The sequence below is a fragment of the Flintibacter sp. HCN-6482 genome (genome assembly GCF_037892565.1).
Lineage (GTDB): Bacteria > Bacillota > Clostridia > Oscillospirales > Oscillospiraceae > Lawsonibacter > Lawsonibacter aceti.
Genome location: NZ_JBBKBK010000001.1, coordinates 125,715 through 138,495, shown reverse-complemented (window position 1 = coordinate 138,495; position 12,781 = coordinate 125,715). Strand labels below are relative to the sequence as shown.

The following is a 12,781-nucleotide window of genomic DNA, read 5'->3' as shown; positions in this document are numbered from 1 at the left end:
GTATCTGACGGGGGCTGGGCAGCTCGAAGCTCCCTTGTCAAAGATGTCTTGCAGGGGAGGAGTTTTTAAGTGTTTATGGCGTCGCGGTGACGACACGCTATACACCTGATATTATCGGGCGTCCTTACTGTGACGGTCCAGGATATACTGGACCATAACGGCAATACCGTAGGGGATGGCCTCATCGTTAAAGTTAAAGGCCCCATTGTGCAAAGCTGTGTACTCAGTGCCATCGGGCCAGCCGATCCCCAGCCGGAAGAAAGCGCCCTTACCCACTGCGCTTACTAAATTGGAGAAGTCCTCAGACCCCATGACTGGGCCATCCAAGGGCTTGACGTGGGACTGACCCAGGGCTTTGACCATAGCCTTCTCTAGATTCTGAGTCACGCCGGGATCGTTGTATAGGGCGGGAACGCCGCGGGTATACTCAATCTCAGCCCGACAGCCTAGTGCCTGGGCGGCCCCCTCGACAGTACGTCGGATTTTGGACTCCAGTTCATCCCGAACGCCGGGGTCCAGGCAGCGGACCGTACCGCCGAATTTGACTTCGCCAGGGATGACATTGAAGGCGTCGCCGGCATGGATGGAGCACACACTAACCACCGCCTGCTTGGCGGTGACGATTTCGCTGGATACGATGTTTTGTAGAGCGCTAACCGCTAGGGCGGCGGCGGGGATGGGGTTCATGGCTTTATAGGGCCGGGCACCGTGTCCACCCTGGCCAATGACCCGGACCTGGAACATATCGGCGGAGGCCATATATTCTCCGGGCCATACTCCCACTTCACCTACCTTTAGATAGGGCCACCCGTGGAGGCATACCACCTCCTCCACGTCAGGATCTTTCAGGGCGCCGGACTGAACGATCTTGAGGGCGCCATACAGTCCCTCCTCCCCGGGCTGGAAAATCAGCTTTACCACGCCGGAAAACCGATCCCGCCACTGGTGGAGCAGCTTGGCTACGCCCAGCAGGACGGCCACATGACCATCATGTCCGCAGGAGTGGGCTGCGCCAGGATTTTGGGAGGAATAGGGGACACCGCTCTCTTCGGTGAGAGGAAGGGCATCGATATCAGCCCGAAGGCCGGTGACGGGACCATCGCCCAGACCGCCCCGGATGATGGCGACTAGGCCGGTCTCCAGCTCCAGAGGCAGGATCTCTACCCCCATTTCTTCTAGTTGCCGACGAATAAAGGCGGTGGTCTGAAACTCCTGGAAGGAGAGCTCAGGATTCTGATGGACGGTCTGGCGGCAGCCAGTGCAGTATTCCTTCAGGGCAAGAGCTTCTTTCAGCACATCTGTCATAGTGATATCCTCCTAGAAAGAGGGGCACGGGCCCCGTTCAGATGGGATAGGAGCTCGCCCGGTGCCGATGAAAGGATCAGGACCGGGCGAGGGGCGTATTATTGTTGGCTGCGATAGGGATTGATGGGGGGCTTTGGGTCCATGGTCTTCAGTACACCACGGGCGCACACATTGGAATTGGGATGCTCCTTGAAGATAACAAAGGTATCCCCCTTCTGCTCGCCAAAGACGTCGCCGCAAACCTGGTCGAAGAGCTGTCCCACCTTGTTTTTCTGTTCGTCGGGCTTGCCTTCGGTGGTGTATACGATGAGGACACGTTTCTTAGCGGCATCGGGGCACATATTTTCCGGCTCATACTCCTGGACCCAGAGGGAGATCGCCATGGGAATCAGGTCAAAAGCTTCACACAGGGCGTTCTTGGTTTCGCTGATAAAACGGGCCTTTTTCTCCGGACCAAAGCCGGCGGGAATCATTGCTGTCACAATAGCCATATTTCAGGACTCCTTTCAAACCTTTTTCTAAAAAATAGCACAAGAACGCTCCGGTGTAAAATGCTAAAAATGTGTGACATCAGAACAAAAACGTATCGGCAGCCCCTTATTGGGGGCTGCCGATGCCATAAAAACACGATGACCAACTCATGTGCCTGAAATAGAGGCCTTCTTTCTTGGAGGCAGGGCGGGAAGCAGGTCATAAAAGGCTTTAGCCGCCGGGTTAGTGTTATACTGGAGCATGGTGATATAAAACATAGCCTGGAGAGAGCTGCCAGTGAGAGGAAACACTCGGAAATTGGAGTCGAGCAGCTTCTTCTGCCCGGCGGTGATCAACGCCACTTTGCGGCTGACCTGAACCGTGAGTTTTTTGGCCTCGTAGGTGTTGACCACAAGGGTGCTGTTGGGGCGGAATCCCAGGAGAGAGCAGCTTTCAATAAAGTTTTTGGGAGATTTTGGACCGCCGGACTCCTGATGAATGACAAAATCCATCCCATTGAGATCCTGGGGGTCCAGCTTGTCCTTGCTAGCCAGGGGATGGCGCTTGCTCATCATCACATAGATATCAGACCGCTTGATTTCCTTATAGATGGTGCCCTCTACAGTGCCGGGGCAACAGGACAGGGAGAAGATGACGTCGAGAAAGCCATGGGCTAGATGGTCCACAAGAAGGCTGTAGTTATACTCCAGGCAAATGAGCTCCACTTTTGGGTAACGCTGAACAAACTGCTCCATGGAGGAGACGACAAGCTCACGCTCGGCGGAGGGACCGAAGCCGATGCGTAGCACCCCTTCATATCCATTGGCGATTAGACGGGCTTGCGCGGCGGCCCGCTCTAGCCCCTCGGTCAGGAGGACAGCCTCTTGGTAGAAGGATTCGCCGGCTGCGGTCAGGGATACGTTTCGGTTGTCACGGTAAAACAGTTGGAAGCCCAGTTCACGTTCTAGGGAGGAGATATAGCGGCTCATGGCCGTCTGAGCAATATGGCACTCATTGGCGGCCTTGGTAAAATTTAAATGCTTGACCGCCGCGATAAAATAGATAAGTTTTTGTGTGTCCACAGCCAAAACGCTCCTTCCTGTTCGTTGGGTCGCATAGATCAGAAATGTTTTAGAATATTTGAATATTATACTGTAAAACCGGGGAGATTGCAATATTCTCTTGATCTTGGCTCAGTAGCTTGGTGGTGCTATGATAGACAAGGAAGGGGAGAAAGGGATACTTTCTATGCAATTAGCGGCTGATGCCATACATTTTCGATATTTTACAAGAAATCAGGATTATGGTACTTTTGAATAAAAATAGACTGCCTAAAGAAGTATCAGTGGGGTGAATTGCCATGCAGCGGTACCTAAAGCGCGCAAAGGAGTTAGAGTCGGAGATCGTAGAGAACCGCCGGAAGATCCATCAGTTTGGTGGAATTGGGTTCGATATTCAGGAGACTTCGGATTTCGTATTTGAAAAGTTACAGAGCTATGGCCTGCATCCTCAGCGGATGTGCGGCACTGGTATCGTGTGTACCATCGGCTCAGGAGGGAAGACCATCCTGCTGCGGGCGGACATGGATGCCCTGCCAATCCAGGAGGACACTGGCTTACCCTTCGCCTGTCAAAACGGCACGGCCCACGCCTGCGGACATGACATGCATACGGCTATGCTCCTGGCCGCGGCTAAAATGCTGTCTGAGACCCAGGACGAGCTGAAGGGCACCGTCAAGCTAATGTTTCAGCCAGCGGAGGAGGCCTTAAAAGGAGCCACCGCCATGATGGAGGCTGGTGTGCTGGAGAACCCTAAGGTGGACGCTGCCTTTGCCATGCATGTGACTACGGGGCACGAGAATTTCCCCACTGGTAGTATCCAATATGTCCGTGGGGTTGCCTTTGGGGCTTGCGATATGTTCCGTATCACCGTGAAAGGGAAGGAGTGTCACGGAGCCTATCCCTGTCGGGGCATTGATCCTATTAACATCGGAAGCCGTATTGTCACTGCAACTCAGGAGCTGGTATCTATGGAACTGCCCGCTACGGAGGAGGCTGTCATCACCTTCGGAAAATTCCACTCCGGCGAGGCATCCAATATTATCCCCTCAGAGGCGGTGCTGGACGGCACCATCCGCACCTTGTCCAAGGAGGCGAGGACCCTGCTCAAGACCCGCTTCAAAGAGATCGTAGAGCAGACTGCTGCCACCTTCCGGGGACAGGCCATCGTGGAATATCCTCTGGAAACCGGTTTTTGTATCACTGACCCCGACCTCTTCGACCAGTTGAAGCCCACGCTCTGTGCTCTGGCGGGGGAGGAGATGGTCCAGCAGATTGCTCCGGTCAACGGCAGTGAGGATTTTGGTCCTATCAGTGAGATCATTCCCACAGTGTATGTCTGGATGGGGGCCGGAACCCCCAGTGAAGGCTATCCAGAGAAGGTGCACAGCCCACGTACCAAGTTTTCTGAATCAGTCCTGCCCCTGGGCGCGGCTATCCATGCGACAGTGGCGGTAAATTGGCTGGCCCAAAACGCCTAAAACAGCGCATTACTTTATATCAAAGAAGTGAATTGAAAGGGAGGAACTCAATATGAAGAAAAGAAGACTGTTCAGCCTTCTGCTGGCGGCCGCCATGTCTCTGGCCCTGGTGAGCTGTGGAAACGGTGGTGACACCAGCGGGAACGGAACTGCCGACGGCGGGAACGCCAGCCAGGTGGACGCGGATGGCGACGGGTACAAGGACGCCGTGAAGCTAGCCATTTCTACGGATCCCAACCTGGACCCGTGGCTGACCGGTATGGCCTATGACTTGAATGTAGGCCGCCAAATCTATGATCCCCTCTTCCGGGAAGGAGAGAACGGTGAAGTAGAGCCCTGGCTGGCCGAAGGCTATGAGATGGTGGATGATACCCATATCAAACTGACCCTGCGCAAGGGCGTCAAGTTCCACGACGGCAACGAGCTGACCACAAAGGACGTCAAGTTCTTCCTGGACAACATTGAAAGCAACGCGTCCGCGGCTTCTCGCTTTGTGTGTTATGACACAGCGAATACTGAGATTATCGACGACTACAACATGGTTGTGGCTCTGAAGTACCCTTATGCTGAGGGCGTCTACCTGATGACCCGTATGTATATCCCCTCCTCTGCCGCCTTCGAGAGTATGGGCGCGGACAAGTTTGCCACTGCTCCTGTGGGTACGGGCCCCTATAAGATGACCCGCTGGGACACCGCAAGTGAGATTGAACTGGACCGTTTTGACGAATACTGGAACGGCCCCGCCGCTACCCCGAAGCTGCTGTTCCGTGTCATCCCTGAGGCGTCCAGCCGCATGATCGAGCTGGAGACCGGTGGCGTGGACTTTGCTTACTCCATCTCTACCTCTGATTATGACCGCGTGAAGGAGACTGAGGGCCTGACTCTGGTAGAGGGTGACTCCTCTCTGTTTACCTCCTTGACCTTCAGTATGCAGGAGCCTCTGTTTGAGAACAAGGACGTGCGCTACGCCTTGTGCTATGCCATTGATAAGCAGTTCCTGATCGACACCTGCTATGGCGGCTATTATACCATCATGGACACTATTTATCCCAAGATGCTCTTTGGTGCCGAGGAAGTGGGCACTGTCCCCTTTGATCCTGACAAGGCGAAGGAGCTGATGGTGCAGGCCGGCTATCCCGATGGCTTTGATATCACCCTCCATGTGGTGGGCGAGGCTGAGAAGCGGGTCTGTGAGGCGATTCAGAGCATGTGGCTGCAGTATCTGAACGTCCGGGCTGAGATCATCCAGATGGACTACGTCAACTTCGAGGCTGCCGGCAATAAGTACCAGGCTGCGGTCCGCACTGGCGCCGCCACCAACCTGACCAGCGCTCTGGTCATCTACAAGACCTCCTTCGGCCGCACCCTGCAGGTGAATGACCAGTATCTGAACGATCTGGTCGAGGCGTCTGACCAGCAGACCGACCCCGCCAAGCGGCTGGAGATGGTCCAGGAGATCCAGGAGTATGTTTATGACCAGCGATATCAGATGGCCATTGCCAACGCGCCCATGGTGTATGCTATGAACGACAAGGCAGAGGGCTTTGAATTCGATATCTTTGGCGCTCCCTTCCTGGCCACCTTCCGCGTGGGCGTCTGATAAGCTCGTTGCGGACAGAGCGAAATGTGAGAAATGCCGCTCTGGGACGGCGGTCTACCTGAAAGGGAGACCGCTGACCGGAGCGGCTTTTCTGATTCGCAGCCAAGCGGAATGAACGTATGTAGGGGGGTATAGACCTTTGATCAAATATATTGGAAAGCGTCTGCTGATGATGATTCCAGTGCTGCTGGGCGTGGTGCTGGTGGTATTCAGCATGATGTACTTTTCTCCCGGCCGGGCCGCCGACTATATGTTGGGCGACATGGCCACAGAGGAGGACAAGCTGGCCTTTGAGGAGCAGAATGGCCTGAACCGGCCTTTCCTGGTCCAGTATGTGGACTATGTATGGGATGTGCTCCATGGAGACCTGGGAACTTCATACAGCAACAAGCGCCCGGTGCTGGACGAGATCCTGGCCCGCTTCCCCAACACTCTGATGCTCTGCTTTGTCAGTATGGTCATCGCTACGGTGGTGGGGGTCACTTTGGGCATTATATCAGCGACAAAACAGTATACCCTGTGGGATAACCTAGCCCGAGTCGGGTCTATCGTGGGCATATCCATGCCGAGCTTCTGGGAGGGCATGATGCTCATCTTGCTGTTCTCGGTGGGGCTGGGGTGGCTGCCTCCTTCCGGCTTTACTTCCTGGAAATGCTGGATTTTACCCGCTGTTACCATTTCTACGGTGCCCTGCGCGACTATCATGCGGATGACACGCTCCAGTATGCTGGAGGCGATTCGCCAGGACTATGTCCGGACGGCAAGGGCTAAGGGGCAGAGCGAGCGGGTGGTCATCTGGAAGCACGCCCTGAGAAACGCCCTCATTCCCGTGATGACGGTCATTGGACTGAACTTTGGCCGTCTGCTGGGCGGTATTGCTATCTGCGAGGCCGTCTTCGCCGTCCCTGGCGTGGGCAAGCTGATCGTGGATGCCATTCCCATCAAGAACACGCCGCTGGTCCAGGGTGGTATTCTGTTTATTGCCTTTGCCATGTCTATCATTAATCTGATTACCGATGTGCTCTACGCATATGTGGATCCCCGGATCCGCTCGCAGTATGTCCGGCGCAAGGCGCCCAAGAAAATGGCCGCCGTGGAAGGAGGGGAGAGTAAATGAGCAATGCCGCTACCGCTGTGCCTGAGACACGGCTGAGAGGCAGGGCAAAGAACAGCCAGACGCGGGAGATTATCAGCCGATTCATGAAAAATAAAGTGGCTGTAGCTGGATTTTTCATTATTCTGCTCCTCGTTTTTTGCGCCCTTTTCCCCTCACTTATTGCACCCTATTCCTATGAAACCATGAGTACGGGTCCGAGCTTTGCCAACCCCAGTGCGGAGCACCTGTTTGGCACCGACGAGTTCGGCCGTGATATCTTTAGCCGCGTCATCTACGGGACCCGTACCTCCCTGGCCATCGGGCTGCTGTCCGTTCTTATTGCCTGTGTCCTGGGTACCATTTTGGGCTGTATCTCAGGCTATTATGGAAACCTGACCGATAATCTGATTATGCGGGCCGTGGATATTCTGCTGGCTATCCCCAACTTGATGTTGGCCATCTCCATCGTGGCCGCCCTGGGCCGCAGCCAGACCAACCTGATCCTGGCTCTTGGAATTGGCGCCACCGGCGGTTTTGCCCGCGTGGTCCGTGGACAGATCCTTACCGTCAAGGAACAGGAGTACATCGAGGTGGCACGCGCCATCGGAGCTAGTGACTTTCGCATTATTTTTTGCCATATCCTGCCCAACTGTCTGGCGCCTATCATTGTGCAGATTAGCATCAGTGTGGGTTCCTCTATTTTAGGTGCTGCCGGTATGAGCTTTATCGGACTGGGTATCGCGCCTCCCAACCCCGAGTGGGGCGCAATGCTGTCCGCAGGCCGCAGCTTCTTCCGAGACCACTGGTTTGTGGAAACATTCCCAGGCCTGGCCATTATGCTAGCTGTCTTTGCCTTTAACCTGTTCGGAGATGGCCTACGGGACGCTTTAGACCCCAGACTGAAGACTTGAGGTGAGCATGATGAGTGAAAAACTGTTAGATATTAAAGATCTGGCCGTTCATTATGCCTCCGGTAAGGATACGGTCAAGGCCGTCAACGGTATTAGCTTCGGTCTGGAAAAGGGAGAGTCTTTGGGACTGGTGGGTGAAACCGGGGCCGGTAAGACCACCACCGCCCTGGCATCATGGGTCTGGTGCCCAATCCTCCAGGAAAGGTGGTCAACGGTGAGATCCTTTTTGAAGGGGAAGACCTGCTCCAAACCAGCCAGGCTGATATGCGTAAGATCCGGGGCGCCAAGATATCCATGATCTTTCAGGACCCCATGACCGCTTTGAACCCGGTCCTTACTGTGGGTGAGCAGATCTGCGAGGTCATCCACCTTCATCAGAATATCCCCCGGACAGAGGCAACTCAGAGGGCGGTCCAGATGATGGAGTTGGTTGGTATCGAAGGGAGCCGCTACAACGACTATCCTCACCAATTTTCCGGCGGTATGAAACAACGTATTGTGATTGCTATCGCCCTTGCCTGTAACCCGGAGCTGCTGGTGGCCGACGAGCCCACCACTGCCTTGGATGTAACCATCCAGGCCCAGGTGCTGGACCTGATTGAGAAGCTGAAGGCCGACTTTAACACCTCGCTGCTTCTGATTACCCACGATCTTGGCATTGTGGCCGAGGTATGCGACAAGGCTGCGATCATGTACGCCGGACGCATCGTGGAGTATGGCAATCTGGAGCATATTTACAACAATACTAAACATCCCTACACCGTAGGTCTCTTCGGATCTATCCCAAACTTTGATGAGAATGTCCGTCGGCTCAAGCCTATTCCGGGACTGATGCCGGACCCCACCCGGCTACCTGAAGGCTGTGCCTTCGCACCCCGCTGCCCCCATGCCACTGATCGGTGCCGCCAGGCTCCTATTCCAGTGGTGGAGGTGGAGCCTGGACACCTGGTGGAGTGCGTCCTATTTGAACAGCAGGGGGTGGCTGGAGCATGAGTGCGCTGCTGGAAGTCAAAAATCTGAAAAAATATTTCCGTACCGCCAGGGGCACCCTTCATGCGGTGGACGATGTTTCTTTTTCCGTCGAGGAGGGCAAGACCCTAGGTGTGGTAGGCGAATCGGGGTGTGGTAAGTCTACCCTGGGCCGCACCATTCTCCGTCTACATGACGCCACAGAGGGTCAGGTGCTCTATCAGGGACGGGATATTACCCAGGTGAACCGCCGAGAACTGAAGCAGCTCAGGCAGGATATGCAGATGATATTCCAGGACCCCTTCTCCTCTCTGGATCCCCGTATGTCCGTCAGCCAGCTGATTGCGGAGCCGCTGATCATCTATAAAAAGTGCTCCTCCAGAGCTGCGCTGATTCAAAAGGTGGAGGAGCTGATGGACACCGTGGGACTGGCCCGCCGCCTGGTCAACACATATCCCCATGAATTGGACGGAGGCCGCCGCCAGCGTATCGGTGTCGCCAGAGCCCTGTCCCTGGACCCTAAGTTCATCGTCTGTGATGAGCCGGTTTCCGCCCTGGACGTGTCCATTCAAGCCCAGATCCTGAATCTGATGCAGGACCTGCAGGAGGAACGGAACCTGACCTATCTCTTTATCACTCACAATATGTCAGTGGTGAAGCATATCTCCGACCGCATCCTGGTCATGTATCTGGGTACTGTAGTAGAGCTTGCTGACGCACAGGAGATGTTCCGGAACCGTCTCCATCCCTATACCAAGGCCCTGCTGGCAGCGGTACCCATTCCGGCCCTGCGGGAGAAGCAGCCTCGCAAGCTGCTGAAGGGGGAAATTTCTTCTCCCATCGACCCTAAACCTGGCTGCCGCTTTGCCAGCCGATGCCCCTATGCCACAGAGCTGTGCCGGACCCAGTCCCCTGGGCTGGAAGAGGTCCTGCCCGGACACTATGTGTCCTGCCACCGAGTTAGGGAGATCAATCAGCTTTGAATGGGAATAGGACCGGCACGACTTGGTTTTCCATGAAAGCAAAGGCCCCGCACAAAGAAGTGCGGGGCCTTTGCTGTAGAATTTTTGATACAGGTAGCTTGGCAAGAAGAATAGACGCCCCTTCCAAAAAAATACAGCCCTAAATGTCTGCTGCGCATCTGGGGCTGTATTTATATTTGCTGGCTTACTCCAATCTCCAGCTCCTGCGGTCGGGGAAGGAAATCATATTCCCTATTCGGAATCCCGCAGACGCTCCACGATGGTATGCTTGGCTACTGAGCGGTATACCGCCAGAGGGACAAGAGAGCCCAACAGGGCGAATACAGGGGCCGTGGCCAGGATGGGGGCTAAGGTGAAGCGGTAGGTGAAGAACCAGAACATGCTCTGCAAGGCGGAGAAGGCAATCGGGCCCAATACCAGGGCCAGCACCAAGGCCAGGAGCACCGAACCAAGGGCGTACAGCAGCCCCTCCCATACCAGCATCCGCTTGAGCTGTCCACCTGTCATGCCGATGGACTGGAGGACGGCCAACTCCCGCTTTCGGGTGATGATGCCGGTGAGAATCGCATTGAAAAAGTTCAGCACCCCCACCAGTCCAACGATGCCGCTGAGGGCCCCGCCTAGCAGTAGGAACATGGAGCGCATCCCCTCGAACTCCGCGGCATAGGTAGACTTGCTCTCATAGTCGAACTGAGGATTCACATTCTCCGTGTAGTCCGCCAGGAAGGACTCCATAGCGGGGTTGGCCTCATCCGTAGTGTCGAAGGCATAGTACATGACGCTGTCTGTGCCCGTGTCCTGGATAAAGGTCTGGTCGTTCATAATAAACTCGTCCGCCCCGTAATAGCGGTAGCTCAGGGCCATGGGCACCGTCACCAAGGCGGCCACCTCGTACTCGATATCTCGGTACTTTACGGCCCGATCCACCCAGTTGGCGCCCTCGGGCACATTCTCCCAGGGGCCATATATCTCGCCAGTGTCAGGGTTATAATACTCGTACTCTTCCACATAGCGCAGGGTGACTGTGTCCCCCAGCCGGGCCCAGTGGGAGTCCATCTCGGGCTGACCATAGTCGTCGTCACTATACACAGCGGCCACATACCGCCCGCCAGGCTCGTTGAGCTTGGACAGGTCCCCCGCCAGCACTGTCAGGTGGTCCAGAGGGAACTGCTCCATGCCGTAGAGCTGCACCCGGTCGGCCAGCAGGCCCTCCTCGTTCCGGTCCATGAAGTGGACCTTGCTGTCCAGTTGTTCCGGGGTGTTCCATTTGCTCCAGACGGAGCGGTAATACTCCTCGGTGACGAATTCCAGAGCGGAAGAGGTCTTGCCGTAGACCAGGCCGCCGTCAGTGATGCCGCCCTGGGCATCGATGGCGGAAATGACGTCCTCGGTAACATCCATCTCGCTGTTGTAAGCGTCACCGCCAGTCTGGAACTGGCCCGCGTCGGCCACGATAAAGTCGCTGGCGGTGAAGTTGGATACATATTTGTCCATGTCAAAGCCGTTGGTAAAGGTGACCGTCACAGTGAGCAGCACCACGGCCAGGGATAGGGAGAGGACGGTGACCGCGGTCTTGACCCGGTTCCGGCCCAGGTTGGCCTGGGCCATAGAGAGCAAGGAGACGCCTTTGGCGTTCCTCTTTCCTCCATGCCGCACCGCTCCGCCCTCGGCGTATCGTACCGCCTCGATGGGGGACACCCGTGCGGCCATCCGCCCAGGCTTGCGGCAGGAGATCAGAACCGTGACCAGAGCGAACAGGGCGGAGGCCACAAAGATAGCCGGGTTTACTGATACCACGTTGGACACCGCGTTTAGTTGGCGGATGATCACCGGAGTGAGCTGTCCCCCCACCAGCCAGCCCAGCAGCAATCCCAGAGGGATGCCCACCAGAGACAGGGCCAGGGCCTGGTGCCGGATGATCCGGCGGAGCTGCCGAGGGGTGGTGCCGATGGTCTTGAGCAGGCCGTAGAAGCGGATATCGTTGGCCACTGAGATCTGGAACACATTGTAAATAATGAGATAGCCGGTGAAGATAATGAGGAGCAGGATCGCGCCGATGGCCAGCAGGAGGGTGGGGTCCATGCTGCCGGAAAGCTGGGCGCCGGTGTAGCCCCAGTTGACACCAGTGTGGATATAGCCCGGCTGGGTAGAGCTCTGACCCTGATAGCCGTGGTTGGTCAGGATCTCCTCTAGGTCGCCGGCGATGTTCCGGCCCCCATTTTTCAGCATCACGTCCAGATTCCAGGAGCCGGTCATGCCGTCTGTGGTCTGGCCCGGCACCACGCCGGTCTCTGCCAGGACGGCGTCCACCCGGCTCTCCGGGATGAGAATGTGGTTGGCCACGATGGCCTCGTCGTACTCCCACCAGCCGCACAGGGTAAAGGTCTGGGTGGTCGTGCGGCCGTCCACATCAAAGGTGACAGTAAATTGTTCCCCCAGTTTAGGTTCTACTCCCAGCAGCTCCAACACATGGGTATCAGTGGCGGCCTCATTCGTGCCCTCCTGGGGCAGACGGCCCTCCACTGGGTCGCAGAACTGCCAGTGGGCCTCGTTTGCATCGGACCAGCCAATCTCCACATGTGACTTGTTGAAGGGCATCTCGCTGGGCATACCCAGAAAGCGCCGCAGGCCCCACTGACCGATGAGAGGGTCGTCCTTCAACTGGTCAAACTGTTCCTCCGTCAGGTACTTGAAGCCGCCATGGGAGAAGCCACCCACCTGGCGAAAGTTGTTCTGCTGGATGCCGTCGTTAATGGACATGGCAATGGTGAACAGGGAGGTGAATAGCACCGTGGTCAAAGCGATGGCCAGCACCGCCACAATGTTGCGGGTGCGGTTGGCCCGAAGACTCCTGTGAGAGAGGGTCCGGATACATTTGCCATTGGATACCTTCATAGAGCCCACCTC

9 protein-coding genes and 1 pseudogene are annotated in these 12,781 nt (G+C 56.1%); 6 read left to right on the top strand and 4 right to left on the bottom strand.

Features of this window, described 5'->3' with window-relative positions; genetic code table 11:
• Positions 1-111: 111 nt before the first annotated feature.
• From WKS99_RS00670 to WKS99_RS00660, 3 genes are all read right to left on the bottom strand, one after another.
• Positions 112-1,305 carry a M20 metallopeptidase family protein gene (locus WKS99_RS00670; protein ID WP_340405161.1) on the bottom strand — a complete coding sequence of 398 codons (1,194 nt, stop codon included), beginning with the start codon at positions 1,303-1,305 and terminating at the stop codon, positions 112-114.
• Between the two features lie 98 nt (positions 1,306-1,403).
• Positions 1,404-1,796: a tautomerase family protein gene (locus WKS99_RS00665; protein ID WP_147572106.1), complete on the bottom strand. Its 393-nt coding sequence runs from the start codon at positions 1,794-1,796 to the stop codon at positions 1,404-1,406.
• Between the two features lie 147 nt (positions 1,797-1,943).
• Positions 1,944-2,858: a LysR family transcriptional regulator gene (locus WKS99_RS00660; protein WP_186852059.1), complete on the bottom strand. Its 915-nt coding sequence runs from the start codon at positions 2,856-2,858 to the stop codon at positions 1,944-1,946.
• 278 nt (positions 2,859-3,136) lie between these two features.
• On the opposite strand from WKS99_RS00660, the gene WKS99_RS00655 reads away from it, so the two are divergent.
• The 6 genes and pseudogenes from WKS99_RS00655 to WKS99_RS00630 all read left to right on the top strand — a co-directional run bounded on the left by WKS99_RS00655 (position 3,137) and on the right by WKS99_RS00630 (position 9,874).
• Positions 3,137-4,315, top strand: a complete 1,179-nt coding sequence (locus WKS99_RS00655; RefSeq protein WP_340405160.1) for a M20 metallopeptidase family protein — start codon at positions 3,137-3,139, stop codon at positions 4,313-4,315.
• A gap of 52 nt (positions 4,316-4,367) precedes the next feature.
• The gene (locus WKS99_RS00650) at positions 4,368-5,915 is read left to right on the top strand and encodes an ABC transporter substrate-binding protein (protein WP_262670358.1); all 1,548 of its coding nucleotides are present in this window, start codon (positions 4,368-4,370) and stop codon (positions 5,913-5,915) included.
• A gap of 139 nt (positions 5,916-6,054) precedes the next feature.
• Positions 6,055-7,032, top strand: a complete 978-nt coding sequence (locus WKS99_RS00645; RefSeq protein WP_147572110.1) for an ABC transporter permease — start codon at positions 6,055-6,057, stop codon at positions 7,030-7,032.
• Complete coding sequence (locus WKS99_RS00640) at positions 7,029-7,922, top strand: ABC transporter permease (RefSeq protein WP_147572111.1); 894 nt, start codon at positions 7,029-7,031, stop codon at positions 7,920-7,922. The genes WKS99_RS00645 and WKS99_RS00640 overlap by 4 nt, the downstream gene beginning before the upstream one ends.
• A gap of 10 nt (positions 7,923-7,932) precedes the next feature.
• Positions 7,933-8,915 (top strand): annotated as a pseudogene (locus WKS99_RS00635) (ABC transporter ATP-binding protein).
• On the top strand, positions 8,912-9,874 hold the full coding sequence (locus WKS99_RS00630; protein WP_147572113.1) for an ABC transporter ATP-binding protein: 963 nt from the start codon (positions 8,912-8,914) through the stop codon (positions 9,872-9,874). Before WKS99_RS00635 ends, WKS99_RS00630 begins: the two are co-directional and overlap by 4 nt.
• Before the next feature lie 231 nt (positions 9,875-10,105).
• Here the strand turns inward: WKS99_RS00630 and WKS99_RS00625 are convergent, their stop codons facing one another.
• A complete protein-coding gene (locus WKS99_RS00625) occupies positions 10,106-12,769 on the bottom strand; it encodes an ABC transporter permease (protein ID WP_340405159.1) in 2,664 nt (887 codons plus the stop codon).
• Positions 12,770-12,781 lie beyond the last annotated feature (12 nt).